The sequence below is a fragment of the Thermococcus coalescens genome (assembly GCF_055392585.1).
The window spans coordinates 437,811-461,289 of sequence record NZ_AP043764.1 but is presented as its reverse complement, the minus strand read 5'-3'; the positions used below and the strand labels follow the sequence as shown (position 1 = coordinate 461,289).

Sequence of the window (23,479 nt, the reverse complement as noted above, 5' to 3'; positions counted from 1 at the left end):
ATGGAGGTAGTGTGTAATGAAGAGAGTGCTTGCGGTGATTTTCGCCGCGATTCTACTGACGCCTCTCATCGGTCCGAATTTCGGGCTTGGGGAGGATTTTCAGCCGAAAACGTACAAACAGGACTTCGTTTTTACAATAGTGGTCATGCCCAACGGAAACGCCAACATCACCCTGAAGACCGTGTGGCTTGAACCCAAGGATGAGATTCAGAAACAGATTGAGCAAATCCTCAACGAGACCCGGAGCGGCAACATGACGATGGAGGAGGCCATAGCGAAGTTCGAAGAGGAGCAGCTCCAGAGATACGTTGAGAGCCTCACCCAGTCCGGGATGAACCTCACCAACGAGAGCATAAAGTCCTACGGCATCGCCGAGGGCACCAACATAACCCTCGTTTTCAACGCCATAGCCCTCAACTTCTCAAAGTATTACTCCTACGGTGACTACTGGGAGGTTCGCATAGACCCCACGAGGGGCTACGCGACGATAAACGTCCCCGATACGGGACTCCCCTTTGCCATAGACATCAACAGCACCTTCATCATCAGGCTCCCCGAGAACGCAACGCTCATAATGTATCCGAAGGCATTCGCCCAGCAGTACAACACGAGCAAGTTCTTCGTCACCTCCGAAGTCAGGGGCGACACCGTTATAGTGAACTCCTATATCTACCTTGAGCCGTTCCTTCCTCCCGATGGGTATAAGGCCCTCTTTGGAAGCTACAAGGACTATTACATCCGCTATAAGGCCCCATACAAGGGGGAAGAGCACTACCAGAGCAGCGTGATGAACGAGTACGTCACACTGGACATATACAGCAACGGCAGCGTCAGGCTCCACATGAGGGACGAGTACATCGAGCCCAAGTCAGAGGTCGAGGCCAGGAAGAAGGAGATAATCTCCTACGGCGTTGAAAACGCTACAGAGTACATTCTGAGGACGTACTCGATAGCCCTCGGCTACAGGGGTGCCCTCGTTGATAACGGCAAGGTCCGAATACTCGGCCTCAACGAGACAGACGCCCCGCTGGTGATAGATGCCGAGTACATGCTTAGGAACTTCACCACCTTCGAGAACGGCTCGTACGTTTACCAGTTCGACCCGACGCTCGGCCTCACGAACGGCCTCACGGGCAGGATGGAGTATGCGGTCAATCACACCCTCTACCTCACCATAAACCTCCCCGACGGCGGAAAGTTCCTCCAGGTGCCGGACAACATAAGCGAGAACCTCAACGGCAACAGGTTCACCATGACCGTCGTGAGGGAGGGGAACAGCCTCAAGATAGTCTCAAACGTCTTTATACGCTACGGCGCACCCGCTGAGGACGTCACCAAGATGCTCTCCAACCATACCACGGCGACGGTAAGGTACACCGTTCCCGAGGAGAAGAGCCGCCTGAGCGAAACCCAGCAGATAATAGCAATAGCGGTGGCGCTCCTGCTCGTGGTCGGTGCCATAGTCTTCTGGAAGAGGCGGTGAGCCTTTCCTTTTCGATATTCACTTAAATGATGTCAGCCAACCATTCTGGGGTGGTGAAAGTGACCAGGAAGCTCTACTACGAGGATGCTTACATGAAGGAAGCGAAGGCGAAGGTCCTTGAGGTGAGGGAGGGCGCCCTTCTCCTCGACCGGACGGTTTTCTACCCGACCGGCGGAGGCCAGCCCCACGACAGGGGGACGATAAACGGCGTCGAGGTTCTCGACGTCTACAAGGACGGCGCTGGGAACGTGTGGCACGCCGTTGCCGAGCCCGAGAAGTTCAGGGCTGGAGACGAGGTCGAGCTAAAGCTTGACTGGGACTACAGGTACAGGCTCATGAGGATCCACACGGCAATGCACCTCATGGAGCACGTCCTCAACGTCATCCTGCCCGGCGAGTGGGAGCTCTACGGAAGCGGTATGAGCGTCGAGAAGGGCCGCTACGACATACTCTACCCGGAGAACGTGAACCAGTGGAAGGGGCAGATCATAGAGACATTCAACAGGCTCGTTGACGAGGGCGGCGAGATGAGGATATGGTGGGAAGGGGAAACACGCTACACCCAGATAAGGGACTTCGAGGTCATACCCTGCGGCGGGACGCACGTGAGGGACATAAAGGAGATAGGGCACTTGAAGAAGTTCAAGCGCTCCAGCCTCGGAAAAGGAAAGCAGAGGCTGGAGATATGGCTGGAAGACTGAGGGTCAGATGTTTTTGACATCTATTTCTATCCTCTTCCCGTATTCCGACAGGAAAGGTGACTTTATGATTTTGAGCTTGATGCGCTCGTCCTCGAACCTCACCTTGACGACCCTGCTGGCGTGCTCCCGAAGCTCTTTGCGGGTTCTCTCGCTGAAAAGCTCGGTGTTTATGAAGTAGACCGTTGTCCTGCTTTCATCGCCAAGGTACGGCCTGATCATGTAGCCAAAGAGGGACTCCAGGTCCCTCATCTCCCCCTCATGCATCGCCAGAACCTTATCAAAGCCGAGCACGATCCTGACGGTGTAGTCCGCGTTTACCTTCTTCAGGGCCTCCTCGTAGTGCTTTTTCCTTATGGGGAACTCCTTGCTGAGGTCAACCTTGCCGAGGACGTTTCCGGTCTTGAGCAGACCTCCGATTTTTATGACGTTTGCATCGTCGATGAGCCTGGTATCGATGCCTGCCAGCTTCATCTGGGTTCTAAAGACGTGGAGCTGGTCGAGTTCATCCACTATAATAACTGGAAGTTCTTTCTTCTGCAGACACCTCAGAATAAGGTGCAGGAGTATATGAACCGGTTCCCTGGAGGTGTATTCGATTAGAACGTCCTCCCCGGGTTTGAGGCTTCTAAGGTACTCGAACAACACGTCTTCCCCTGCGGTCTCCATAATCATCCCCCGTCTTTTTAAGACGATGTTAACCGTAAAAAAGATTTTGTTAACCAAGAACTCCCTGCGGATGTCACTTCTCAAACACGTAGAAGTACCTCTCCAGGCTCTTGTGGACGCGCTGGTAGTACTTTCCGACCATCTCAAATCCGACTTTTTCGGCCTCCGCTTCCCCGTCGAAGTCCGCCGGAAAGGCTATGGCCAGCCTTCCCCCCTCCTCAAGCACTCCGTAGATGCTCTCCAGCACCCTCCTGTACAGCTCGTCCCTCCTCCTGCCGGCTAAGGTCGCCGAAGTCCCGTAGGGCGGGTCGGTGGCTATCGCCTCGAACCTCTTTTCAGGAAACAGCTCCCCAAGTTTGGTCGCATCTCCGAGCTTCAGCCCGTAGTCCGTAATTCCGTAGTGCCTGAGGTTGGTCTCGGCCCCTTCGACCATCTCCGGCTTTATGTCCACGCCGTACACCTTCAGCCCGAGCAGTCCGGCCTCCATGAGTATCCCGCCGGCCCCCATCATGGGGTCGAGGAGCTCTCTTCTGGCCTTCGTGAGGTTCACCAGAGCGCGAGAGACCCTCGGGTGGAGCGAAATCGGCCTGAAGAAGGGCCTGTGGTGGGCCTTCCTCCTCTCGAACTCCTTGGGGTCGAAGAACCTCAACCTTATCCCCGCGTAGAGCCTCTCGCCGCAGTAGACCCTGACGAGCGTGTCGGGCCTTGAAAGGTTCACCCTAAAGCCCTGCGAGTGTATCACAGCTCCGAGCTTCCGGGGAAGGTCTAAAACGTCGTGCCTGCAGTTGGCCATGGTCTCGGTGTCAACCTTGAAAGTCCCCTCAATCGGCCATTCAACTTCCCCGGCCTTCCTGAGGAGCTCCCCTACGGAGTCCGCCTCGACCACGAGCAGTCCGTATTCGTGGGCTAGGCCGAGACGGTCGAGGTATGGGAAGGCCTCCTCGCCGGCGTCGAGCTTCAGGAACAGGTAGTCTTGGCCGGCTATTTCTCCCCCGGCCAGCTCCAGCATGGCCTTTACCTCGTCCCTCGCCATCTCCGGGAGGTTTCCGAGTATCTCAACGTAGAGCATGGTTGGAGCTCTTCGGGGAGGTTTTTAAGTTTGCTCCCCCTCCAGCAGTTCCTCTAAGAACTGGTTCACGTCCTTTACGTCCCGCCCCACCATGACGAAGTCAAATTCTTTCCCGTACCTCCTCCGGTAGTTCTCCACGAGCAGGCCGTCGTTGATGGTGTCCCCGATGTAAACCCCGGGCTCGCCCTTCACGAGCTCCCACAGTGCCCTCGGGTCGGGCTTCAGGTAGAGCTCCCTCGTGACCGCGTTCTCGAACTTGAACCCGACTACCCTCTCCGCGAGCTCCATCTCCAGGGCGCTCCGACCGGTGATGACCCCCACCTTGAAGCGCCCCGATGCCCTCTCCAGGAGTTCCCTCCTCACGATGGGACGCTCCTTTCTCCACAGCCCGGGAAAGTCAAAGAGCCTCTCCGGGTATTCCCTGCCGAGGTAGAAGGTGTTGAAGACCCTCTCGATGCTCCCGCTGAAGACCTGGAATTCAAACTTCTCGCGAACCCACTCTATGGTTCCGCCCTCCGGAAACTCCTCGACGAGCTCCTCCGCACTTCCGGAGAGGGCGAAGAGTATGAGGGCCTCGCTGACCTTGAAGTCGTCTCCAAAGGAGCCCTTTCTCCTGAGCTCCCTGATCCATTCCCGCTTTACCTCCCTCTCAACCCCGAACAGCCTGAGGAAGTACTCCGCCGTGAGCTTCGTGGCGGTGTCGTAACTCTCGCTCACGTCTATGAGGACGCCGTCAACGTCGAACACTACCCACATCCTTCCACCTCCAGGTACTCTCTGAGGGCCTCCACCAGCTTCCTGTTCTCCCACTTCCTCCCGACGGTGACCCTTATGTGGCCTTCGAGCCTTCCTGAGAGCTTTCTGACCACTATGCCCCTCTCCAGGAGGAACCCGTAGGCGTCCAGCCGCATCAGGAGGAAGTTCGCGTCGCTCGGGTAGGTGAACTCCCGGAATGCCTTCCTTATCCTCTCCCGCTCCTCGATGATCTTCACCACGCGCCTCTCCACCAGGTCATAGTGTCTGAGCACGACCTTCACGGCCGCCATGGTCATTATTCCGACGCTGAAGGGCGACTTCACCCGGTAGAGGGCATCCACCACCTCCCCACTGGCCAGGATGTAGCCGGCCCTGACCCCGGCCAGGCTGAAGGCCTTGGAGAAGGTCCTCAGCACTATGAGGTTTGGATACTCCTCAATGAGCCTCCAGAGGCTCCTTCCGGCGAAGTCCGCGTAGGCCTCGTCGAGAACCACCGCCGTTCCGGTGTCGAGAACCTTGATTATCTCCTCCTCCGGCTGGAGGTTTCCGGTGGGGTTGTTGGGCGATGCTATGAAGATTGCCCTCGCGTTTCTTGACTTTTCCGCTACGGCGTCGCCGTCTATCGTGAAGTCCTCCCCCAGGGGCACTTCGACGGTGGGGATTCCCCTCAGCTTCGCGTAGAAGCCGTACATGCCGAAGGTCGGTGGAGTGGTGACCACGTAGTCTCCTTCAAATAACCAGACGAGGTAGCTTATCAGCTCGTCCCCGCCGTTTCCGACGGCGACGTTCTCCGGCGAGACCCCGTAGAATTCGGCTATAGCCTCTCTAGCCGGCATTGAGGCTATATCCGGGTACCTGTTGAAGCTCAGCTCCCTCAGCTCCTCGAAAATCTCCTCCTTCACCCAACCGGGCAGGTCGTAGGGGCTTTCGTTCTTGTCGAGCCTTACCGGGTAGTCCCCCTCCATGACGCGGTATGGCTCGAAGGATTTGACGAGTTCCCCAATCCTCATCCCCGCCGCCTCCTCAGCTCGGCCATCACCTCACCGAGAGGGATGTCGTTGTAGGCCAGAAGAACGAGCAGGTGGTAGAGCATGTCTGCCGTCTCGTAGATCAGCCCCTCCCGCGTCTCGGCAACGAGAACCTCAACAGCCTCCTCCCCGAACTTCTTGTATATCCTCTCCCTGCCCTCGCGGAACAGCCTTGAGGTGTAAGAGCCCTCGACGGGTTCTTTCCTCCGCTTCCGTATCAGCTCCTCCAGCTCCCGGAGGATTGTCAGCGAGTAGTCCACGGGCAGAACCCTCTCCGGCTCTCCGAGCTTCCTGTAAAAGCAGGAGTAGTTCCCGGTGTGGCAGGCCGCACCCTTCTGCTCGACGACGAGGAGGAGCGCGTCGCTGTCGCAGTCCACCTTTATCTCCTTCACCCTCTGGACGTTGCCGCTCACCTCGCCCTTCATCCTGACCCTTCCCTGCGAGCGGGAGTAGTAGTGGGCGTAGCCGGTCTCAAGGGTTCTCCTCAGGGCTTCCCTGTCCATGTACGCCAGGGTGAGAACCTCTCCTCCGGTGTCCTGGACGACCACCGGGACAACTCCACCGTTCTTCTCCCAGTCAACCTTCTCTATGAGCTCTTCCACGCCCATTCTACCACCTCAGTAGTCCAGTCTGACGGGAATTCCCCTCCCGGCCAGGTACTCCTTCAGCTCTCCAACCGTGTATTCCCCGTAGTGGAAGATCGAAGCCGCTAAAGCAGCCTCTGCCCCGGCCTCGAAGGCCTCGTAGAAGTGCTCGGGCTTTCCAGCTCCGCCGGAGGCTATGACCGGTATATCAACGGCCTCCGCAACGGCCCTCGTCAGGGGTATGTCGAAGCCCTCCTTCGTTCCGTCCGTGTCCATGCTCGTCAGGAGAATCTCGCCGGCGCCGAGCTCCTCCACCTTTTTCGCCCACTCGATGGCATCCATGCCCCTTGCCTTCCTCCCCCCGTGTGTGTAGACCTCCCAGAAGGAGCCGTTCCACCTGGCGTCTATCGCCACCACGAGGTTTGCACTGCCGACTATTTCAGCTATCTCCTCCACGAGCTCCGGCCTCTCGACGGCCGCGGTGTTTATGAAGACCTTGTCTGCACCGCGCTTGATTATCTCCCTCGCCTCTTCAACCGTCCTTATGCCGCCTCCTACCGTGAAGGGCACGTATATCTCCCCGGCAATCCTCTCGACGAGCTCCAGCAGAATTCCCCTGTTCTCGTAAGATGCCGTGATGTCGAGGAAGACTATCTCGTCCACCCCCTCACTCTCGTAGCGTCTGGCGAGCTCGACCGGATCGCCGGCGTCGCGTATGTTCCTGAACTTTATCCCCTTGACGACCCTTCCGTCCCTTATGTCCAGCGCCGCGATTATCCTCTTCGCAAGCATTCCGCCACCTCCAGCAATTCCTCAAGTGTTACTAGACCCTCGTAGAGGGCTTTGCCAACGATAACCCCCGAAAAGCCGATCTCGGCCAGCTTTTGCACCCCTTTCGCGCTCGAAACTCCCCCGGCGTAGATGAACTCCTCGCTTTTCCAGAACCTCTCGATCTCATCTATACCCGTCAGCGTCCCGTCCCTCTCCACGGAGGTGTAGATGAACCTGTCCACATAACTCCTCAGCAGTTCGTAGGCCTCCCGGACTTCCATTCCGCTCTCAAGCCAGCCCCTCACGGCAACCCTTCCTCCCTTGGAGTCGAGGCTGACGGTTACTCCCTCGAAGTCGTCAGTTACCCTCCTGAGAAACTCGATGTCGAACGCCTTCGTGCCTATTATGACGTTCTCGACGCCGATTTCGTAGGCTTTGACTATAGCTCCGTAGCTCCTCAGACCCCCTCCGAACTGGGCCCTCAGCCCGGTCTCCTCGATTATCCTTTTTACAACGTCGAGGTTCCGCGGAAAGCCCGTAAACGCCCCATCGAGGTCAACGATGTGGATTTTATCGATGAGCTCCGCGAACTTCCCGGCTATATCAACCGGGTCGCCGTAGACTTTGACTTCTTCCCTCCTCCCCCTGTAGAGCCTCACGGCCTTTCCATCCATCAGGTCTATGGCGGGGTAAACCTCCATCTCAGAGCCCCCTGAAGTTCCTCATTACGACAAGCCCGTTCCTCCCGCTCTTCTCCGGGTGGAACTGCACCGCGTAGACGTTCTCCCTGCAGACGGCGGAGGTGAAGACTACCCCCCGTCCATTCGACTCGTAGTCGGTAACGCCCGCGATTACGTCCTCCTCTGGAACCGCGTAGTAGGAGTGGACGAAGTAGAAGTACGCCCCGTCTTTGATTCCCCCGAAGAGCGGGCAGTCCTTACTTTTCCACAGCTGGTTCCAGCCGATGTGCGGTGTTCTAACTCCCTGAAACCTGACGACCCTTCCCCTGAAGACCCCGAGGCCGGGCTTCTCCGGGCTCTCCTCGCTCCCCTCGAAGAGGAGCTGAAGGCCGAGGCATATCCCGAGGAAGGGCTTTCCCTCGTTTATGGCGTCGAGTATAACCCCCCTCAGCGGTTCGAGCCTCTCCATCACCGCCCCGAAGTTCCCCACACCTGGAAGGACGAGCTTCTCGGCCCTTTCAATCTCGTAGGGGTCGCCTGTGATAACTCCTCCTAAGGCTTTCCTCACGTTGGCGAGGTTGCCTATCCCCAGGTCGACTATCGCTATCACGCCTACACCTCCAGCAGGCCCTTCGTGCTCTCCAGCTTTCCGCTTTCGCTCATTGCCTTCCCGAGGGCAACTCCAAGTCCTTTAAAGGCCGCCTCGATGACGTGGTGCGCGTTAACCCCGCTCAGGGTTTTGACGTGTATTGTCGCTTTCAGCGAACGCGCCAGCCCCCAGAGGAACTCCCTCACGAGGGAAGCCTCAAAGCCTCCCTCACTCTCCTCGAAGGATAGCTCAACGCCCGCGTAGGGCCTCCCTGAGATGTCCAGGGCGACCAGCACGAGGGCGTCGTCCATCGGCATCACCGCGCTTCCGAAGCGGGCGAACTTTTCCGGGAGCCTGGAGCGGAGCTCCTCGCCGAGGGTTATGCCGACGTCCTCCCACAGGTGGTGCCTGAGGTCGTAGGTGGCCTCTACCCTGGCCTCCCGGCCCATGTAGAAGAAGAGGGCCGTGAGGAGGTGGTCGAGTACTTTGTCGCCCGTCCTTATCGCTCCGGCCGCGTCGAGCTCCACCGTCACGTCGGTTTCCCTCGTTTTCCTGTTCATTTTCTCACCTCCATGCTCTTCCTGTGGAATTCCATTCCCTCTATCTCGGCCAGCCTGAGCCCCAGCTCCCTCTCCGCGAGGAACTCCTCCCTTCCGGCCATCGCGAGGGTCATCGGCTTCATGAAGTCCCTGACGGTTAAGACACCGCTGAACCTTGCCGCTCCACCGGTCGGCAGGACGTGGTTGACGCCGAGAAAGTAATCAGCCGCCGGCACCGGCGTGTAGGGGCCGAGGTAAATTGCTCCAGCGTTCTCGATGAGGTCAACGAGCTCCATTGGCCGGGCGGTGATTATCTCAAGGTGCTCCGGCGCTATCTCGTTGGCCTTTTCGGCGCACTCCTCAAGGGTCTGGCAGAGGATTACCTTTACTCCTCCGCGCGAGCAGTAGCTGGCCAGCTCCTTAGAGGTGGTGAGGAGCCACGCCTTGCTGTCCTTCCCGTGCTCAAGCTGGCTGAGGAGGTCGGCCAGGACGTATTCTCTCCCGGCGGTTTCGTCAGCTATCACCGCTATCTCCGACGGTCCGGCCAGGCTGTCTATGCCAACAACGCCGAAGACCTGCCTCTTGGCCTCGTTGACGAACCTGTTTCCCGGCCCGAATATCTTGTCCACCTTCTTCATACCGATGCCGTAGGCCATCGCCCCTATCGCCTGGACGCCGCCGAGCTTGTAGACCTCGTCGATGCCGAGCAGGTCGGCGACGTAGAGCACGTATGGGTTCACTCTACCGTCTTTCGGCGGAATCGTCACCGCCATCTCCTTAACGCCCGCTATCTTCGCCGGCACCGCCACCATCATCAGCGTCGAGGGGAGCGGCTTCCCGCCGGGGACGTAGATGCCTATCCTCCTTATCGGGCGGTAGATGAGGCCGTAGATGGAGCCGTTCTTGAGGAACAGCCTCTCCTTCTCCATCTGTTTCTCGTGGTACTCCCACAGGCGTTCTATCGTGCGGAGGATTATCTCCCTGTCCCTCTGCGGGATTCTCTGAACGGCCTCGGTGAACTCCTCCCTCGTGACCCTGAAGGGGCCGTCGTAGCCGTCGAACCTCCTGGAGTACTCCCTGACCGCCTCGATACCCCTCTCGCGGATGTCCCTTAAGATACCGGCGACGTAGCTCTCAAGCTCAAAATCCATCCTTAATCACCTCCTTTATCGCGAAGACGAGCTCGTTTATCTCCTCAAACTTCGTTTTCTGGGCTATCCTGTTCACGAGGAGCAGAGCGGAGACGTCCATTATCTTCTCCACCTCAACGAGCCCGTTGGCGCGGAGCGTGTTTCCTGTCTCCACGATGTCCACTATTGCGTCGGCTATCCCTATCCTGGGCGCCAGCTCGATGCTCCCGTGGAGCTTCAGTACCTCCACCTCGACGTTGAGCCCCTCGAAGAAGCGCCTCGTTATCCCCGGGTACTTGGTGGCTATCCTGTAGCCGTCCATCTCCTCCGGCCCGACGACCCTCTCCTCGGGCATGGCCAGGCTCAGCCTGCACTTCCCGAAGGGAAGCTCAAGGGGTATGAGGACGTCGCTCCCGCGCTCCTCCACGACGTCGCTCCCGGAGATGCCGACGTCGATTCCGTACTCAACGTAAACCGGAACGTCGAAGGCCCTCGCGAGGAGAACCTCGTAGTTTCCAACCCTCTCGATGAGCCTCCTCTCCGCGGGGGGCCTCAGCTCTATTCCGGCCTTTCTGAGGATCTCCAGCGAACCCTGAAGGAGCCTCCCCTTGGGGAGGACGAACCTTATCGGGGAGCCGTTGGAGCGCTTCACTCACTCCACCTCCACCGGGATGCCCATCCTCACGAGCCTCTTGGCCTCTTCAAAGACCTCCCTGGGCTCGCCCCTCAGTCTCTTCCTGTTCCTGTCTCCCTTTTTCCTGAAGAGCTTCGAGAGGGCCCCCATATCGAAGGCAAAGCCGAAGGCAGGTCTCCCCTTGAACGTGTACTCCCCCCCGCCTCCGAGGGGCTTCCCAAGTTCTGGCGAATAGACCTCGAAGAGTATGTCCCGGTAGTAGGGCAGCGGTCTGACCGTGCCGAAGTCTATGAACAGCCTCTCGTCGTTGACGGCCTCGACTATTCTGTCGAGCTTCCGGTAGCCGCTCTCCTTTCCCCAGAAGTTGAAAAGCTCCCACAGCTCCTCCTTTTTCTCTTTGCTTATCGGGAGACGCTCTATTATCTCAAAGTTCCTCCTCACGAGTGCCCTGTAGATTTCCGCCCGGAACTCCTCTATCTCCTTGGTGGCCTCCTCCCAGACCCTCAGGCTCCCGATGTCTATGTAGAACTCCTCTATTCCGACCGCTTCGAGGGCAGTTATGACCGTGAGAAGCACCTCGGCGGCCATCTTCGTGACGTCCCCGCCTATGTACTCCACCCCGGCCTGCCACTGTCCCCTCACGCCGCCGTCAAGCACCTCGCTGATGTAGTAGAGCTTGAGCTTCTCCGGAACTTCCTTGATGTTCTCCAGTATCTGCGACGTTATGTCGGGTTTGATGACGTAGAACTCGTTGTTGTAAGCGAACTTGGTTCCCTTCCTGAGGCCCTCGCGGTACTCCTCGATCGCTGGAAGGAAAACCTCGCGGTAGCCCCACAGCTCGAAGGTTCTCCTCAGGTACTTTCCAATCTCGGATAGCCTCTCTGACTCGGCAAGCAAACCCTTTCTCACACTAACCCCTCCTGAGTTTTATTAACAAGATCAGCGGTGTTAGAACTATCCAGGTCTAACGAAGCTCCAGAAGAGTCAATGATGGCGGTAAGTCACCAGAAGGGCCGGTACGCTAAGGCACCTCACGCTTGGCTCCCTGGAATATGTTCCAACCTGGGTATTTTTTCCGAACATCTTCTTTCCCTCCACTGGTGCCCCCCATAGGTTGAAGGGGTTTAAAACATTATCCCCTGGTTCGTTGTCATCTAGCCAGCTTTTTACCCGATAACTGTCATTATGGCGGAGGTGGAAGGTGATGTCAATTTTCGCTTATTCGCTTGACATACCCAAAAGGTTAATAGCTGTTCCATTACAATAATGTACTGGTGATTTTTGATGGAGATAACCGACAAAGAGGTTTTTGAGATTGCCATAAACGCGGAGATAAGGGCCAAGGAGGCCTATGAGAAGCTCGCCTCCCTGACAAAGAGCGACATCATAAGGGACGAGCTGCTCTTTCTGGCGAAGGAGGAGGACAAGCACCGCGAGATAATCGAGAAGATGGCCGAGAAGTTCGAGGGCTCCAGGACGGAGCCGAAGAAGATAGAGATAGACGTCATGGCCGAGTTCAGGGTCATCGCCGAGAAGATGGCTGAGGTCATAAAGAAGCCCGATGTGAACATCGACGAGGTCTACGAGATAGCCATGCAGGCCGAGCTGGTGAGCGAAAGGCTCTACAAAGAGCTGGCCGGCTACGCAGCCACCGACAACACCCGCATCATCCTTGAGATGCTCGCAGACATGGAGCGGAACCACTACAACATCCTGAAGAAGCAGTACGACTACATCATGCGCTACCCGGACATATACAGGGAGGAGCTCTACGACCAGCTCATGAAGGACATAAACTTCAACTTCTGAGAGCATTTTACTCCCTTTTGTATTTTTGGTTATCTGGAGTTTAGGATATCCATCGTTGTTCTCATAAGTTGTTCGCTGAGAACTTTAGAACACCGAAAGACTAATAAATGGTCATAACGTAACATCAAGTGCAAAACCCCGTTGGGGGGGGCGATGCCAAGGAAGGTATTGGCCATACTCTTGGTTGGTGTTTTGGTTTTTGCAGGAGTGGCCATGGCACTGGACGGCAACGAGCCGGAGGCAATAACCAGGGACCCCCTTGTCCACGACGAGAACACCTACGCGCCCACGGAAGATGGAAGCCTCTACTGCTGGATAAGCGGGTATGCAAGTCAGAGTCAGCCTGGTTACCTCTACAATATATACGGCGACGCTGGTTCGACCGGAGTCTGCGATCTGTGGACCAAGAAGTTCAGCCCGTCCACCGCAACCCCTCCGGCCGGATACGCCTGGGACTCTGCCCAGATAGCCGCCACCGGTTGGTGCCCCTTCTGGCCCAAGACAATCTACGCCGAGATAACCTGGGTTCCGGGAACTACCTATACAAGTACAACTGAAGAAAGTTGAGTGAATCGGAATCGGGGGGAATCACATGGAGAGGGTTTCCAAGTTCTTCGTTCTCCTCTTTTTTGTTCTTTTGGTTCTAAGCCCGCTCCTCTCGGCAACGCCCTACTGGTTCAAGGAAGGAATATACGCAAAGTACGTCGCCAGGGGCTGGCTGTCAATTGACCTGAACACCTCCACGGGGAACGTGACCTATTACTGTCCCAGGGTGGAGTTCACGTGGCGCGTCCTCAACGCTTCCGACGATATGGCCCGGTTATCGCTTCTTCTCCTCGGGATCAACTGCACCCGGGAGGCTTACTCCACCCTCAGCCTGGAGGAAGCGACGGCTCTTCTCAGGAAGTACCAGGAGCGCTACAACTTCACTGGAGGGGGTTGCCTTGAGGTGCCCGTAGCGGGGGGCAACGTTACCGTGTGCGAGGAGAGTTACTCTGAACGGACAGCACAGCGCTCCTTTGGCCTGATGATCACGGAGGGGGAGGGTAGGCTGGTCAACAAGTCCTACGTACCGGAGAACTTCAGCAGGGCAGGGGTCGTTGAAATCGACCTGACCACGGGAGAAATCCACGTGAACAGAACCCCCGTTGGGGGAAACTTCCTCTGGGCCGAGAATCCAGCCAACGTGACCGGACTTGAGATACTGCCCGGGCTAAAAATCGAGACGGTCAAGATGATAAACTCGACCGCGATGACGTACTACGGAGACTTCAACGCCCCAGTTTACATGGCCCACACGAACATGATGAATCTAAAATGGGTTGTTGGAAAGGACGTTATCCTCTACGACGGTTCGAGCGGCCTGGCAATAGCTCTTTACACTCCCTTCAGTCCGCTGTGGAAGGTCCTCGGCGTGAGCAGTGCCATGATTCAGGACACCGAGTTTGCCGAGGAGCACGAGGAGGAGGTTAAGAACGGGGGCAAGATGCCTCCCTTCGGCCTCGTACTGGCCGAGACCAACATAGACTTCACGAGGCCCGCTGAGCTTCCCAACGAGGGGCCGTCCAGAACCGCCATCGTAGCCGTCGTTGCTATAGCCGTCGTTCTCGGCGCGCTCATCCTCTGGAGGTGGAGGCGTTGAAGGAGGTCCTTCGCTGGGAGCTTCGCTCCCCCTTAAATCTAACTCTGGCCTCGGCCGGGGCGATTCTTGTTGGGACGGTGATGAAGAGGTACTACCTGACCTGGAGCGCCGGCTCCTACGGCGGGCCGCATGGGGTTGAGATGCTCGGCTCTGTTTTCAGGAACGCCTTCACCGGCGACGTTTACCTCCTCCTGGCCCTCCTCGTGCCCTTCCTCGTCACGCTGGCGGTGAGGCTCGAGAGGGACGAGGGGGTTGCGCTTTCCGTCTATTCCCTCCCTGTTTCGAGGGTTAGAATCCTCCTAGCCAAGCTCCTGGCGGCTTTCCTGGTACTCTTCATCTTCGTCTTCTCGGTGCATCTGCTGCTCTTCTACCTCCACTTCGCGGACACCTCAAAAGCCGTCATCGAGGTGTTGAAGGTTCAGACCGTACCAATGGCTTTCTTCTACCTCTCGACCCTTCTCTTCATGGTCTCGGTCGCGGCAGTGGTTGCGATAGCCTCGCCCAACACCTACGTTTCGATCTTCGGCGGCTTCGTGCTCCTATACCTCCCCGAGTTCTTGGGCGCCGAGTGGTTCTGGCTCCTGAAGTGGAGGGATGCGCTGATCAACTACAAGTGGGCCACGATATCCCTGAGCATGGACCCGGTCTTCGACGGGGAGTTCCTCAAAGCATCGCTCCTTCCCGCCCTCGCCCTCATGGCGCTCTACCTCCTAATTGGCAACTGGAGGGACGTGAGATGAGGCTTCTCCGGGTGCTCCTCATTACCCTCATGCTGGTATCGCTCCTGAGCCTTGGCCTTCAGTCGAACCTCAAGCCGAACGACGTTCATTATAATACCGTCGTCGTCTCCAATAGGGAAGTCACAGCTGTTTACGTCTCATCGACGGCATCGGTGAAGCTCTACGCCGTTGGAACCGGGGAATTCCAGGTGAAGGATCTTCAGACTGGGGAGGCGATATTCACTGGAAAAGTGGAGAGCAACGGGGCCTTCGCGCTGGTCTTCCCGCACCCCGGCTTCTACGACTTCGGCGGAAACTCAAGTCAGGGAATAACGATAACCGTCACGCCCGTTGATGTCGGCTTCCCCGGGAAGCAGAAATCCGACCACCTTTGGGCCTCAGCCTTATTCGGCGGACTTCTGGCGCTGACGCTCCTTGGGGGTGGCAGGAGATGATAATCAATGCGGAGAACCTTCACAAGTACTTCGGGCCGATAAAGGCTCTTCGAGGGGTTACTGTTGAGGTTCCCGAGGGATTAACCCTCATCCTCGGCCCCAACGGCGGCGGAAAGAGCACCTTCATGAAGGTCTCCCTCGGCCTCTACAAACCCACGAAGGGCAGCGTGAAACTCCTTGGAAAAGACCCCTGGAAAAGTCCCGAGGCCAGGAAAAGCGTTGGCGTTGCCTTCGACCCCGGGAGGTTTCCAAAGCTGACAACCGGGCGGGAGTGGCTGGAGTTTATAGCCAGGGGGAGAGGGGCCGGGGAAGAATACGTCGAGAAGGCCGCCGGGCTGTTCGGCATCGAGGACGCCCTCGACAGGAGAATAGATGGCTACTCCTCCGGGATGCTTAAGCGCCTCTCTCTGGCTCAGGCCTTTGTTGGCGAACCTGAGGTGATCTTCCTTGACGAGCCTCTGGCCAACGTGGACTTCGAGAGCGTCGGGGAAATAGTGGGAATAATCAAGAAGTGGAAAGCCAAGGGCAGGAGCTTCGTCATCATAAGCCACATATGGGAGCCTTTCGAGAACATCGCTGACTTCGGGGTCGTCATAAGCGGCGGGAAGGTCTACCTGGCGGGGCCGTTTGCCGACATCAGGGACGAGGTTGAGGCCATGTTCCGGCCGCCCTCGGTTACCGGCGATTAAAGCCCTCTGTTCTCTTTACCCTCCGAACTCCCCGTTCACCGCTATCCAGCCAACGTAGATTAGAAAAGCTATCACCCCGTATTCCACGAGCGAGGCGAGCCTTTCCCGGCCTCTGGCGCGGAGCTTTTCCGCAAGCACCTCCGTCCCGGCGTAGGTGTGGAGGAGCAGGAGGAAGACGAAGCCGAGTTTTATAATCCGGCTCAGATGTATCGCCTGGGAGCGGGAGAATGTCAGCAGGCCGAGTGATGCGCTTCTCGCTGCCTCGCTCGTCAGCCCGTAGCCGCTTATGACCAGCAGCCCCGCCAGGAGGAGGAGCGGAAGGGAAGTCCACTCTACTACCGTCAGGGTCGTTCTGGGTTTCACAGGCTCATCTCCCAGGGATGGATTCATCTGGTATTATGGCGTCGTCCGGGTAGCCGGCGCTCTCCCACGTGCCCTTGAAGTCGTAGCTTACAAGTTCGATCTTCATCAGGTACTTTATCCACTTGTAACCCCACCGGCCCGGGGCGACTATTCGGGGGGTTATCGGCTCCCCGTTGAACTTATAGGCTATGATGATGTCCTCGTCCTCCATGACCCACTGCTTAAAGAGGTCGGTGGTGTAGCCGTCGCTGGCGTAGAGGGCTATCTTGAAGGCGTCTCCCCTTGGTCGCGCCCTCTCGATGAGAATCCTCAGCGGGACACCGGTCCAAGTGCCGTTCTTCCTCGGCCGACCGGGGCTGTCCACGCAGTAGAGAACCGCCGTGATGTTCCTCGACGGGAGGCCCGCGAGGTCATTGTACGTGATGTTGTAGGGCCTCTCGACGAGTCCGGTGATCTGGATGACGCCCAGTTCCTTTGGGGCATCAACCGTGGCTGTGCTTCCATTGTCTCTGCCCAGAAGGTACGTCCCACCGATGAGGATTATGATTACAAGAAATGCGAAAATACTCTTCCTCATGACATCACGACCTTACGCCCAAAAGGGACCTTAAGTGACCTACTCACCGGTGTATAAAAGGATTCTTGGTCAGTTTTGGGTACTGGCCATTAGCTCACGTTTTCCTGAGCACAACGAACTCCCCGTAGTCCATGACCTTGACGAAGCCCTTTCTCATATAATATGAATAAGCCTCAAGCTCCGGGAAGGTTATCACGTAGGCCTCCCTGCCGAGTTCTTTTAATCTGTTCACCGCGAACTCCAGGAGCATTGAGCCGTAGCCCTTACCCTTGTAGGCCGGATCGACCATGAAGAACTCGATGAGGCCGGTTTTTTCATTTTTTATCTCCTCCGGCACCCACCAGACGTCCTTACCTTCGAGGTTGTAGACGAGGGCTATTGTTCCGGCCACCCTTCTCCCCTCGTCCCTCAGAACGTAGAGCTCATCGAACTCATCTCTAAGTCTGAACTCAAGGAACGGCTCATAGACCTCTTTAAAGCCCTCAAAATCGTCCGTTGAGGGTTTTCTCTCCACCCATTCGAGCTTTGGATAGGCCCCTCCCGTGCCCTGGTAAACCCGGAAGACAAAGCCGAGGAGCTCCTCCTTGAGTTCGAGGGGTTTCTCGACCTTCTCAATCCTCATACCTGTCCACCAAAGGTTATTATGCATGTAACCCTAAAATCTTTTGGTGGATCCTATGAACGAGCTTGAGGTCCTGGCCCTTGCACTTGAGGTTGAGAAAGCGGAGCTTAACTTCTATATACGGCTCGCAAGAAAGGCCAGCGATGAGCGGGCCAAGAGGATGTTTCTGTTCCTCGCCCGGGAGGAGGCGGAGCACTGGGGCATCTTCGAGGAGAAGTTCGTCGAGAAACTCATAGAGGAGTGCGAACTCCCTGCCGTTGACAGGGCGATGTTGGAGAAGCTCCTCGTCAGCGTTGACGAAAAGGACCTCAGCGAGGTCGACGCGGTTAGGATAGGAATGGAGCAGGAAAAGCTGACGTGGGAGTTCTACGAAAAGGCGGCGAAGGAGGCGAAACACGACTCTGTGAGGAGGGTCTTTGAGGAGCTGGCGAAGGTGGAGAAGTCCCACTATGAGCTTCTAAAAGCCCAGTACGACTCGGTGATGAAGACCGGCATCTGGATGGACTACCAGGACTTCAGCCTTGAGGTGGACTAATCGAGGACAACGTTGACGAGCCTAACGTTTCGGTCGGTTTTCTCCCTTATCCTTTCGATTATCTCCGGGTCGTTAAGATCTATGACTTTGCCCCCGCTTATCAGGTTGATGTGGGGTTCTGTGTTGAGCTCCACCCTCGTTTCTCCGTCCAGCGAGAAAAGTTCGAGCAGGCCCAGTTCCTTCAGAGTTAGGACGTTGGAATACAGGGTGGAAAAGCTCACGGTCGGGAATTCCTCCCTGATTTCACTGAGAACCTCCTTGAGCGACGGGTGTTCGCTCCCGATTCTATCGAGTATCTCCACCAGCTTGAGCCTCTGGGGCGTGAGCTTGTAGCCGCTCTCTTTGAGCAGTTTAAGGGCGTTTTCTTTCCACATGGTCTAGGTTACGCTCCCCTGCTTATAAGTCTTTCTAATTAGAAACGACTTCTAAATAGAAAAGTTTATTAAGTAGAAATGCCAACAGTTTTTGGTGAAAACTATGTCCGAACACAACCGAAGACTTGTTGAAAAGGCCGGAATAGACGTGGAAAAACTCCTGGACATGCTGCTGAGGGCCGCAGCCGCGGAGTTCACGACCTATTACTACTACACCGTTCTGAGGAATCATGCCGCCGGCATGGAGGGCGAGACGATAAAGGAGATAATCGAGGACGCCCGCCTTGAGGACAGGAACCACTTCGAGGCCCTTGTTCCGAGGATTTATGAGCTCGGCGGAGAACTGCCGAGGGACATCGTGGACTTCTCGAAGATGGCCTGGTGCCGCGATGCATACCTCCCTGAGGAGCCGACCGTTGAGAACATCCTGAAGGTTCTGCTTGAGGCGGAGCGCTGTGCGGTTGGCGTTTACACCGAGATATGCAAGTACACCTTTGGAAAGGACCCGAGGACGTACGACCTCGCCCTGGCGATACTCCACGAGGAAATCGAGCACGAGGCCTGGTTCGAGGAGCTTCTTACCGGAAAGCCGAGCGGCCACTTCAGGAGAACCAGGCCCGGAGAGAGCCCCTTTGTCTCAAAGTTCCTGAGGTGAAAATGTTATTAACGCCCTGACGTATTATGTGGTGGTGATACCATGCTCGCTGAAAAGCCCTACCTCCTCGGGAGGGAGAAGCCCCTCTCAAAGAGGGAAATAGCCCAGGCACTCCGCTGGGCCATCGAGGCCGAGCTCGACGCCATAAGCTTCTACGAGCAGCTGGCGGAGCTGATAGAGGACGAGAGGATAAAGCACATCTTCTACGACGTCGCCAACGAGGAAAAGGAGCACGTTGGGGAGTTCCTGGCGGCACTCCTTGAAGTCGATGAGGAGCTCGTGAAGTACATGAAGGAAGGCTTTGAAGAGGTTGAGGAAGAGACCGGCATAAAGGTCGAACTGTGACTTTTTCGTTCCCCTTTTCCCTCGCTTCCTTTCGATTCTCGTGCACGAAGTAGTATGTTGATGCACCCTTTTGCTCAATGAAAAACGTTATTAAGGTTCGATGTTCATATACTTCTGGTGATGTGCATGGTTGAGCCACTTGTTAAGAGGGCCTATGAGACCGAGAAGAAGGCCGCTTCCAGCTACACCGATGGTCTCGGCCTCATAAGGGGACAGGGACTGAGGTACACCAGGGTTGAAGAAGTCGTTGGCAGAATAGCCGTCGACACGATAATCCACAAGCACCTGATGAAGGCCATCCTGGAGGCCCAAAAGGAGCTGGGGAAGCTCGCGGGCGAGGGGCCCATGGAGGAGGTCAAAGAGGTCGAACTTGTGCCCGAGCAGAAAGCCCTGGTCAAGCGCTTTGCCGAGATGCATTTAGACATAGAAAAGGACATGATAGAGACCTATCAGAAAATGGCGGAGAAGATGACCCATCCCCTGTTCAAGAGCCTCGCCGAGGCCCTGGTCGAGAACGAGAAGGAGCACCACAGGATTCTGGCGGAGCTGATATCAAAGTACAAGGAGTAATGGACTCAGCTCAGGGTTCTCAGGAGGACGTTCCACTCCTCCTCGCTCCATACATCTTTTTCCGTGACGACTATCAGTGCGCCGCCGTGGACAATCACGTTGTCCCTCACGGCCGCCAGCATCTTGACCACTCCCCTGAAATCGTTGTAGAGCTTCAGAAATTCCGGGGCTTCTATCACGACGACGCCTTTTCTCCCCATACTTCCTAGCTCCTGGAGGTACTGGTTAACGATTTCGGTGATCTTGTACATCGAAGTTGGCAGAACTGCCTCCGGGCCGTCTATCGTTCTTATCCAGTAAGTTATCCACCCGTCCTGGGGCTGGGAGCTCCTTAGGAATGCCAGCACGGGGAACCCCTTCAGTCTGAGCGCGATGTCCCGGAACTCTTTGCTGGAGACCACGTGGCTTCCCGAGAGGTCGATGTCCTCGGGGCTTCCACCCTTTACGCGTTCCAGTTCAAGGAAGCGCCTGCTGTATATGACACCGTAGTAGGCGTAGGCCATCAGAAGAGCCAGTATGAAGGAGATGTACACCACGAGGTCGGATGACAGCCTCCCGCCCTCATAGAGCATTGGATACATCATGCTGGCCAATCCCGAGACGGCAATAATGAAACCGAAGAGCCTCGCCTTGGAGCGGTAGTACGGGGAGAGCATCTCCACGAATATGAAGCCGCTTATCAGGAGGAGGACACCGCTGGTTATGTATGTGCCCGTGCATGACGTCCCGAAGGACGCCTCAACGACACCGTACAGGATGGGTAACAACGGCAGGGTCACGTGCATGGCCCTCGGGGACCTCTTACCGCTTTCCTCCTCAATGAGAAGTAGTATTCCAAGCAGTGTAAACGCGGAGGAGACGCCTATGGCAAGGCACTCGGCCCTGGGGTCGAATGCCCCGCCGGAGGATATCGGGATGCCGCTGATCCACCCCGCTGAGAGAAGGAGGGCTGACCTCCGGGCGCTTTTTATGTATGCCCTGAGGAACACTACACCGGCGGTTATTCTAAGCGCTATTGTTAGCCAAAGGGGATTTACAGCCATACGTAACCCTTCCTGGCCGGATATAACCCTGCTGGACTTTAGGGTTTAAAAACTTGGTGCATCCCAAAATTGGAGAAGGCGCCGCGGGGCACTCTCTGGGATACCGCATCACGGGCCGAGGTTCATCATCTGGCTGTACATCGACCAGTCGAGGAGGAGTTCGTACTCGGCTTTCAGGGTGTAGTAGTGGCCCTTTTCCATGTCGCTTAGGTAGCGCATGAGCCTCTTTTTGTTCTCTGCCTCGACGATGTTCTCGATTTCGGCGTAGAAGTTGGCAGCTATCTCCTCGGCCCTCATTGCCCAGCGTATCAGCTCTATGATGTCCTCGGCCCCGTGAAGCTCCCTTGCAACGGGCTGAAGCTCGGGCCCTATGTGCTCCCTCGGGAAGACCACCTCCTTTCCAGGGAACATGCTCTCGTACAGGTTTCTCAGGAGCGCCTCGTGTTTGCCTTCCTCGTCGGCAAGCCACTCAATCTTTTCCTTCAGGGCCTGGATATCGAGCCTTTCGGCCAGGCTTTCGTAGAACTTTCTTGCCCCGATTTCGGCCTTTATGGCCATCCCGAGGAGCTCCTCAAGGGAGAAATCCTTAACCTTTTCGAGGGGAAGCCCCTCGTCCACTTCGGGTGGAACCATAAATCATCCCTCCGCAAGCAACAGTCCAATCTCATTGTAGATTCTTATTCTATTAAACCCTTCCGCCTTCAGGACGTCCACTATCTCCCTCAGTATTCTGTTTTGGACGTTTATTGCCAGCATCTGGCAGAAATGACACTCCGGCGTTGACCTGGCCATCAGAAGGAAAACATCGACCTCGTCCCCTCTCACGGTTAATCCGTAGAGGAGACCCTCATCTACTATGCTGAGCCCGGTTTCGGGGTCGTGAACGTTCCGCAGAATCCCAACTACCCTGGAGACCTCGGGGGGCAGGTCCTTCCTGGGCCCCTTTTCGGGCCTCTTTTTCGCCCTAAAAAGTTCAAAGAGTCCCAAGGCTCAGACCTTCTCTCTGCTTATATCATCGATCTTATATCCCTTCTTGTTCTCAAAAACTCCGACGGGGTTGTTCTTGAGGTCGTAGACGTAGACATTCTGGAACCTCACCAGGGCAAAGCGCTCGATTATGTCGCCGATTATCTTGGAGTACGCTATTGCACTTGCACCCGTTATGTTGTACTCGGCATGGCTCTCGAAGTTGAGCCAGACTTTGAGCGTGTCGTCCGTTACCTCTAGGCCCGCCACGACACCGGAGCTGAGGATGTCTCCCCCCGTGACGGGGTCGGTTATCTCTGCGAGTTCATTGAGAACAGCCCTGTAGTGCTCAGGCCACTCCCTGCCCGGCATGTAAACCTTCATTTTTCTCACCTGAGGAGAGTTGGAGTGTCCCGTTATAAGCTTTCCTGGGCAGTTCTGGGGAAGCGTTCCCTGAGGACGCCGTGGAGCGCGACGAGTATTGCGACCCAGAGGGTGGTTGAGATTATGTACCGCCCCATGGCCAGCGGGCTTCCGGGCTCGTATGCGTTCAGGGGCACGAAGAGGGTGAACAGCCACGCCGAAAGCCTCGCCCCCCTGCTGTAAGATTCGGGGGTGTGGACGTAGAACGCGGCCGCGTCCATGAGGATCACGACGGCTATGGCGGAGAATGATTCAATAACGTACAGGATCCTGTCCCCGCTCAGCACGAGTGAGCCCACTATCACCGCCACCTGAACGAGCATCTCCGGCTTTGCCCTTACGAGGCCGCTCTCGGAGAGTGCGTAAACTATCAGGGCCGGCCCGAGGATGGCTGGGAGTGCCATCGTCTCGGTTCCCATCCCCATCATCAGTTCGATAAACCCAAGTGCCGTCAGGAGCCCGCCAAGGAACATGAACCAGGAGATGCTCCCTGTTCCGAGCCGGAACTTTTCTATATTCCTTGAGAGGTTCCACGTCAAGAAGATCCCGAGAAGAACCAGGATCCCGCCAACGCTCATGACAACGTGGTACGGGTACATCATGTATCATCTCAGTAGATTCATTGTGGAACACTCTCGTCGGCAGTATAAATAAACCTTCCGGATGTCACTCGGGCAGGATACCAAAAAAGAGAGGGGGTTGGGGCAGAAGAATCACTCAAGCGCGACCTCGTTCTCCCAGAGGCCGTGGATGTTGCAGTAGCTGAGCGCGTAGAGCTTGCCCTTCTTGCCCGTCCTGAAGAAGAAGACCGCCCTCGGCTCGGTGAGCGGGTCGCCGTGGTTGGTGAAGGCAACCCTGCCGACGAGAATCGGGAAGTTCTCCCCCTCCGGGTGGAAGTAGAGCTCGATCCAGGCTATGTGGTGCTCCGGCGTGTTCGGGTGCGGTATCTCCTTGCCGACCTGAACCTCGACCTTGACGAGGTCGCCCTCCTTCTCGTACTCTATAACGGGGACGTGCTTCTCCCCCTTCCAGTCTCCACTCCTTATGGTTCCGCTTATCATC

At 56.6% G+C, this 23,479-nt stretch carries 34 protein-coding genes; 12 read left to right on the top strand and 22 right to left on the bottom strand.

The window, feature by feature from the left end; translation table 11 throughout:
- The first annotated feature begins 16 nt into the window (after window positions 1–16).
- Window positions 17–1,483, top strand: a complete 1,467-nt coding sequence (locus tag ACZ5M3_RS02690; RefSeq protein WP_464840167.1) for an exodeoxyribonuclease VII small subunit — start codon at window positions 17–19, stop codon at window positions 1,481–1,483.
- A gap of 59 nt (window positions 1,484–1,542) precedes the next feature.
- Window positions 1,543–2,184, top strand: a complete 642-nt coding sequence (locus tag ACZ5M3_RS02685; RefSeq protein WP_464841049.1) for an alanine--tRNA ligase-related protein — start codon at window positions 1,543–1,545, stop codon at window positions 2,182–2,184.
- A 3-nt stretch (window positions 2,185–2,187) separates the two neighbouring features.
- Here ACZ5M3_RS02685 and ACZ5M3_RS02680 read toward each other — a convergent pair whose 3' ends face one another.
- From ACZ5M3_RS02680 to ACZ5M3_RS02625, 12 genes are all read right to left on the bottom strand, one after another.
- A complete protein-coding gene (locus ACZ5M3_RS02680; protein WP_464840166.1) occupies window positions 2,188–2,856 on the bottom strand; it encodes a DUF257 family protein in 669 nt (222 codons plus the stop codon).
- A gap of 67 nt (window positions 2,857–2,923) precedes the next feature.
- Window positions 2,924–3,919 (bottom strand): TIGR01177 family methyltransferase, encoded by a 996-nt coding sequence (locus ACZ5M3_RS02675; RefSeq protein ID WP_464840165.1) that lies wholly within the window; start codon window positions 3,917–3,919, stop codon window positions 2,924–2,926.
- Between the two features lie 24 nt (window positions 3,920–3,943).
- Window positions 3,944–4,675 (bottom strand): HAD family hydrolase, encoded by a 732-nt coding sequence (locus ACZ5M3_RS02670; protein WP_464840164.1) that lies wholly within the window; start codon window positions 4,673–4,675, stop codon window positions 3,944–3,946.
- Entirely contained in the window at window positions 4,666–5,685 is a 1,020-nt protein-coding gene (gene hisC, locus ACZ5M3_RS02665) for a histidinol-phosphate transaminase (RefSeq protein ID WP_464840163.1), read from the bottom strand. The genes ACZ5M3_RS02670 and hisC overlap by 10 nt, the downstream gene beginning before the upstream one ends.
- A complete protein-coding gene (gene hisIE, locus ACZ5M3_RS02660) occupies window positions 5,682–6,311 on the bottom strand; it encodes a bifunctional phosphoribosyl-AMP cyclohydrolase/phosphoribosyl-ATP diphosphatase HisIE (protein WP_464840162.1) in 630 nt (209 codons plus the stop codon). Before hisIE ends, hisC begins: the two co-directional genes overlap by 4 nt.
- 9 nt (window positions 6,312–6,320) lie before the next feature.
- On the bottom strand, window positions 6,321–7,079 hold the full coding sequence (gene hisF, locus ACZ5M3_RS02655; protein WP_464840161.1) for an imidazole glycerol phosphate synthase subunit HisF: 759 nt from the start codon (window positions 7,077–7,079) through the stop codon (window positions 6,321–6,323).
- Window positions 7,061–7,759, bottom strand: a complete 699-nt coding sequence (gene hisA, locus ACZ5M3_RS02650) for a 1-(5-phosphoribosyl)-5-((5-phosphoribosylamino)methylideneamino)imidazole-4-carboxamide isomerase (RefSeq protein ID WP_464840160.1) — start codon at window positions 7,757–7,759, stop codon at window positions 7,061–7,063. Before hisA ends, hisF begins: the two co-directional genes overlap by 19 nt.
- Before the next feature lies 1 nt (window position 7,760).
- Entirely contained in the window at window positions 7,761–8,348 is a 588-nt protein-coding gene (hisH, locus tag ACZ5M3_RS02645; RefSeq protein WP_464840159.1) for an imidazole glycerol phosphate synthase subunit HisH, read from the bottom strand.
- A gap of 2 nt (window positions 8,349–8,350) precedes the next feature.
- Entirely contained in the window at window positions 8,351–8,887 is a 537-nt protein-coding gene (hisB, locus tag ACZ5M3_RS02640) for an imidazoleglycerol-phosphate dehydratase HisB (RefSeq protein WP_464840158.1), read from the bottom strand.
- Window positions 8,884–10,017 carry a histidinol dehydrogenase gene (hisD, locus tag ACZ5M3_RS02635; protein ID WP_464840157.1) on the bottom strand — a complete coding sequence of 378 codons (1,134 nt, stop codon included), beginning with the start codon at window positions 10,015–10,017 and terminating at the stop codon, window positions 8,884–8,886. The genes hisB and hisD overlap by 4 nt, the downstream gene beginning before the upstream one ends.
- On the bottom strand, window positions 10,007–10,624 hold the full coding sequence (gene hisG / locus ACZ5M3_RS02630) for an ATP phosphoribosyltransferase (RefSeq protein WP_464841048.1): 618 nt from the start codon (window positions 10,622–10,624) through the stop codon (window positions 10,007–10,009). The genes hisD and hisG overlap by 11 nt, the downstream gene beginning before the upstream one ends.
- A gap of 24 nt (window positions 10,625–10,648) precedes the next feature.
- Window positions 10,649–11,539, bottom strand: coding sequence for an ATP phosphoribosyltransferase regulatory subunit (locus ACZ5M3_RS02625; protein ID WP_464840156.1), 891 nt, complete (start codon window positions 11,537–11,539; stop codon window positions 10,649–10,651).
- A 375-nt stretch (window positions 11,540–11,914) separates the two neighbouring features.
- On the opposite strand from ACZ5M3_RS02625, the gene ACZ5M3_RS02620 reads away from it, so the two are divergent.
- The 6 genes from ACZ5M3_RS02620 (at window position 11,915) to ACZ5M3_RS02595 (ending at window position 15,944) form a co-directional block, all read left to right on the top strand.
- Entirely contained in the window at window positions 11,915–12,439 is a 525-nt protein-coding gene (locus ACZ5M3_RS02620) for a ferritin-like domain-containing protein (RefSeq protein ID WP_464840155.1), read from the top strand.
- A gap of 153 nt (window positions 12,440–12,592) precedes the next feature.
- Window positions 12,593–13,006: a hypothetical protein gene (locus tag ACZ5M3_RS02615; protein ID WP_464840154.1), complete on the top strand. Its 414-nt coding sequence runs from the start codon at window positions 12,593–12,595 to the stop codon at window positions 13,004–13,006.
- A gap of 25 nt (window positions 13,007–13,031) precedes the next feature.
- Window positions 13,032–14,081, top strand: a complete 1,050-nt coding sequence (locus ACZ5M3_RS02610) for a hypothetical protein (RefSeq protein ID WP_464840153.1) — start codon at window positions 13,032–13,034, stop codon at window positions 14,079–14,081.
- The gene (locus tag ACZ5M3_RS02605; protein ID WP_464840152.1) at window positions 14,078–14,821 is read left to right on the top strand and encodes an ABC transporter permease; all 744 of its coding nucleotides are present in this window, start codon (window positions 14,078–14,080) and stop codon (window positions 14,819–14,821) included. Before ACZ5M3_RS02610 ends, ACZ5M3_RS02605 begins: the two co-directional genes overlap by 4 nt.
- Window positions 14,818–15,255 (top strand): hypothetical protein, encoded by a 438-nt coding sequence (locus ACZ5M3_RS02600; protein WP_464840151.1) that lies wholly within the window; start codon window positions 14,818–14,820, stop codon window positions 15,253–15,255. Before ACZ5M3_RS02605 ends, ACZ5M3_RS02600 begins: the two co-directional genes overlap by 4 nt.
- On the top strand, window positions 15,252–15,944 hold the full coding sequence (locus ACZ5M3_RS02595) for an ABC transporter ATP-binding protein (RefSeq protein ID WP_464840150.1): 693 nt from the start codon (window positions 15,252–15,254) through the stop codon (window positions 15,942–15,944). Before ACZ5M3_RS02600 ends, ACZ5M3_RS02595 begins: the two co-directional genes overlap by 4 nt.
- A 15-nt stretch (window positions 15,945–15,959) precedes the next feature.
- On the opposite strand, the gene ACZ5M3_RS02590 is transcribed toward ACZ5M3_RS02595, so the two are convergent.
- The 3 genes from ACZ5M3_RS02590 to ACZ5M3_RS02580 form a co-directional block, all read right to left on the bottom strand.
- Window positions 15,960–16,307 (bottom strand): hypothetical protein, encoded by a 348-nt coding sequence (locus ACZ5M3_RS02590; protein WP_464840149.1) that lies wholly within the window; start codon window positions 16,305–16,307, stop codon window positions 15,960–15,962.
- A 4-nt stretch (window positions 16,308–16,311) separates the two neighbouring features.
- Window positions 16,312–16,884, bottom strand: a complete 573-nt coding sequence (locus tag ACZ5M3_RS02585) for a molybdopterin-dependent oxidoreductase (protein WP_464840148.1) — start codon at window positions 16,882–16,884, stop codon at window positions 16,312–16,314.
- 94 nt (window positions 16,885–16,978) lie between these two features.
- Complete coding sequence (locus ACZ5M3_RS02580; RefSeq protein ID WP_464840147.1) at window positions 16,979–17,506, bottom strand: GNAT family N-acetyltransferase; 528 nt, start codon at window positions 17,504–17,506, stop codon at window positions 16,979–16,981.
- 55 nt (window positions 17,507–17,561) lie between these two features.
- Between ACZ5M3_RS02580 and ACZ5M3_RS02575 the strand changes: the two genes are divergently transcribed.
- On the top strand, window positions 17,562–18,041 hold the full coding sequence (locus ACZ5M3_RS02575) for a ferritin family protein (RefSeq protein WP_464841047.1): 480 nt from the start codon (window positions 17,562–17,564) through the stop codon (window positions 18,039–18,041).
- Here ACZ5M3_RS02575 and ACZ5M3_RS02570 read toward each other — a convergent pair.
- Window positions 18,038–18,415 (bottom strand): transcriptional repressor, encoded by a 378-nt coding sequence (locus ACZ5M3_RS02570; protein WP_464840146.1) that lies wholly within the window; start codon window positions 18,413–18,415, stop codon window positions 18,038–18,040. The genes ACZ5M3_RS02575 and ACZ5M3_RS02570 overlap by 4 nt on opposite strands.
- Before the next feature lie 103 nt (window positions 18,416–18,518).
- Between ACZ5M3_RS02570 and dps the strand changes: the two genes are divergently transcribed.
- From dps to ACZ5M3_RS02555, 3 genes are all read left to right on the top strand, one after another.
- The gene (dps, locus tag ACZ5M3_RS02565) at window positions 18,519–19,070 is read left to right on the top strand and encodes a DNA protection during starvation protein (RefSeq protein ID WP_464841045.1); all 552 of its coding nucleotides are present in this window, start codon (window positions 18,519–18,521) and stop codon (window positions 19,068–19,070) included.
- 42 nt (window positions 19,071–19,112) lie between these two features.
- The gene (locus ACZ5M3_RS02560; RefSeq protein WP_013466634.1) at window positions 19,113–19,415 is read left to right on the top strand and encodes a ferritin family protein; all 303 of its coding nucleotides are present in this window, start codon (window positions 19,113–19,115) and stop codon (window positions 19,413–19,415) included.
- 120 nt (window positions 19,416–19,535) lie between these two features.
- Entirely contained in the window at window positions 19,536–19,985 is a 450-nt protein-coding gene (locus ACZ5M3_RS02555; RefSeq protein WP_464841044.1) for a ferritin family protein, read from the top strand.
- 5 nt (window positions 19,986–19,990) lie between these two features.
- Here ACZ5M3_RS02555 and ACZ5M3_RS02550 read toward each other — a convergent pair whose 3' ends face one another.
- From ACZ5M3_RS02550 to ACZ5M3_RS02525, 6 genes are all read right to left on the bottom strand, one after another.
- Complete coding sequence (locus tag ACZ5M3_RS02550; protein WP_464840145.1) at window positions 19,991–21,028, bottom strand: DUF835 domain-containing protein; 1,038 nt, start codon at window positions 21,026–21,028, stop codon at window positions 19,991–19,993.
- Between the two features lie 108 nt (window positions 21,029–21,136).
- Window positions 21,137–21,661, bottom strand: coding sequence for a ferritin family protein (locus tag ACZ5M3_RS02545; RefSeq protein WP_464840144.1), 525 nt, complete (start codon window positions 21,659–21,661; stop codon window positions 21,137–21,139).
- 3 nt (window positions 21,662–21,664) lie between these two features.
- Window positions 21,665–22,015, bottom strand: coding sequence for an iron-sulfur cluster assembly protein (locus ACZ5M3_RS02540; protein WP_464840143.1), 351 nt, complete (start codon window positions 22,013–22,015; stop codon window positions 21,665–21,667).
- A gap of 3 nt (window positions 22,016–22,018) precedes the next feature.
- The gene (locus tag ACZ5M3_RS02535; protein ID WP_464841043.1) at window positions 22,019–22,378 is read right to left on the bottom strand and encodes an iron-sulfur cluster assembly protein; all 360 of its coding nucleotides are present in this window, start codon (window positions 22,376–22,378) and stop codon (window positions 22,019–22,021) included.
- Window positions 22,379–22,410: 32 nt separating this feature from the next.
- Window positions 22,411–23,016 (bottom strand): hypothetical protein, encoded by a 606-nt coding sequence (locus ACZ5M3_RS02530; protein WP_464840142.1) that lies wholly within the window; start codon window positions 23,014–23,016, stop codon window positions 22,411–22,413.
- A 114-nt stretch (window positions 23,017–23,130) separates the two neighbouring features.
- Window positions 23,131–23,478 carry a class II SORL domain-containing protein gene (locus ACZ5M3_RS02525; RefSeq protein WP_464840141.1) on the bottom strand — a complete coding sequence of 116 codons (348 nt, stop codon included), beginning with the start codon at window positions 23,476–23,478 and terminating at the stop codon, window positions 23,131–23,133.
- Between the last annotated feature and the right edge of the window lies 1 nt (window position 23,479).

Coding starts and splice junctions, on each gene's coding strand:
- ACZ5M3_RS02690 (WP_464840167.1), top strand. CDS start 17: ATGAAGAGAGTGCTTGCGGTGATTTTCGCCGCGATTCTACTGACGCCT.
- ACZ5M3_RS02680 (WP_464840166.1), bottom strand. CDS start 2,856: ATGATTATGGAGACCGCAGGGGAAGACGTGTTGTTCGAGTACCTTAGA.
- ACZ5M3_RS02675 (WP_464840165.1), bottom strand. CDS start 3,919: ATGCTCTACGTTGAGATACTCGGAAACCTCCCGGAGATGGCGAGGGAC.
- ACZ5M3_RS02670 (WP_464840164.1), bottom strand. CDS start 4,675: ATGTGGGTAGTGTTCGACGTTGACGGCGTCCTCATAGACGTGAGCGAG.
- hisC (WP_464840163.1), bottom strand. CDS start 5,685: ATGAGGATTGGGGAACTCGTCAAATCCTTCGAGCCATACCGCGTCATG.
- hisIE (WP_464840162.1), bottom strand. CDS start 6,311: ATGGGCGTGGAAGAGCTCATAGAGAAGGTTGACTGGGAGAAGAACGGT.
- hisF (WP_464840161.1), bottom strand. CDS start 7,079: ATGCTTGCGAAGAGGATAATCGCGGCGCTGGACATAAGGGACGGAAGG.
- hisA (WP_464840160.1), bottom strand. CDS start 7,759: ATGGAGGTTTACCCCGCCATAGACCTGATGGATGGAAAGGCCGTGAGG.
- hisB (WP_464840158.1), bottom strand. CDS start 8,887: ATGAACAGGAAAACGAGGGAAACCGACGTGACGGTGGAGCTCGACGCG.
- hisD (WP_464840157.1), bottom strand. CDS start 10,017: ATGGATTTTGAGCTTGAGAGCTACGTCGCCGGTATCTTAAGGGACATC.
- ACZ5M3_RS02620 (WP_464840155.1), top strand. CDS start 11,915: ATGGAGATAACCGACAAAGAGGTTTTTGAGATTGCCATAAACGCGGAG.
- ACZ5M3_RS02615 (WP_464840154.1), top strand. CDS start 12,593: ATGCCAAGGAAGGTATTGGCCATACTCTTGGTTGGTGTTTTGGTTTTT.
- ACZ5M3_RS02610 (WP_464840153.1), top strand. CDS start 13,032: ATGGAGAGGGTTTCCAAGTTCTTCGTTCTCCTCTTTTTTGTTCTTTTG.
- ACZ5M3_RS02600 (WP_464840151.1), top strand. CDS start 14,818: ATGAGGCTTCTCCGGGTGCTCCTCATTACCCTCATGCTGGTATCGCTC.
- ACZ5M3_RS02595 (WP_464840150.1), top strand. CDS start 15,252: ATGATAATCAATGCGGAGAACCTTCACAAGTACTTCGGGCCGATAAAG.
- ACZ5M3_RS02585 (WP_464840148.1), bottom strand. CDS start 16,884: ATGAGGAAGAGTATTTTCGCATTTCTTGTAATCATAATCCTCATCGGT.
- ACZ5M3_RS02580 (WP_464840147.1), bottom strand. CDS start 17,506: ATGAGGATTGAGAAGGTCGAGAAACCCCTCGAACTCAAGGAGGAGCTC.
- ACZ5M3_RS02575 (WP_464841047.1), top strand. CDS start 17,562: ATGAACGAGCTTGAGGTCCTGGCCCTTGCACTTGAGGTTGAGAAAGCG.
- ACZ5M3_RS02570 (WP_464840146.1), bottom strand. CDS start 18,415: ATGTGGAAAGAAAACGCCCTTAAACTGCTCAAAGAGAGCGGCTACAAG.
- dps (WP_464841045.1), top strand. CDS start 18,519: ATGTCCGAACACAACCGAAGACTTGTTGAAAAGGCCGGAATAGACGTG.
- ACZ5M3_RS02560 (WP_013466634.1), top strand. CDS start 19,113: ATGCTCGCTGAAAAGCCCTACCTCCTCGGGAGGGAGAAGCCCCTCTCA.
- ACZ5M3_RS02555 (WP_464841044.1), top strand. CDS start 19,536: ATGTGCATGGTTGAGCCACTTGTTAAGAGGGCCTATGAGACCGAGAAG.
- ACZ5M3_RS02550 (WP_464840145.1), bottom strand. CDS start 21,028: ATGGCTGTAAATCCCCTTTGGCTAACAATAGCGCTTAGAATAACCGCC.
- ACZ5M3_RS02545 (WP_464840144.1), bottom strand. CDS start 21,661: ATGGTTCCACCCGAAGTGGACGAGGGGCTTCCCCTCGAAAAGGTTAAG.
- ACZ5M3_RS02535 (WP_464841043.1), bottom strand. CDS start 22,378: ATGAAGGTTTACATGCCGGGCAGGGAGTGGCCTGAGCACTACAGGGCT.
- ACZ5M3_RS02530 (WP_464840142.1), bottom strand. CDS start 23,016: ATGTACCCGTACCACGTTGTCATGAGCGTTGGCGGGATCCTGGTTCTT.
- ACZ5M3_RS02525 (WP_464840141.1), bottom strand. CDS start 23,478: ATGATAAGCGGAACCATAAGGAGTGGAGACTGGAAGGGGGAGAAGCAC.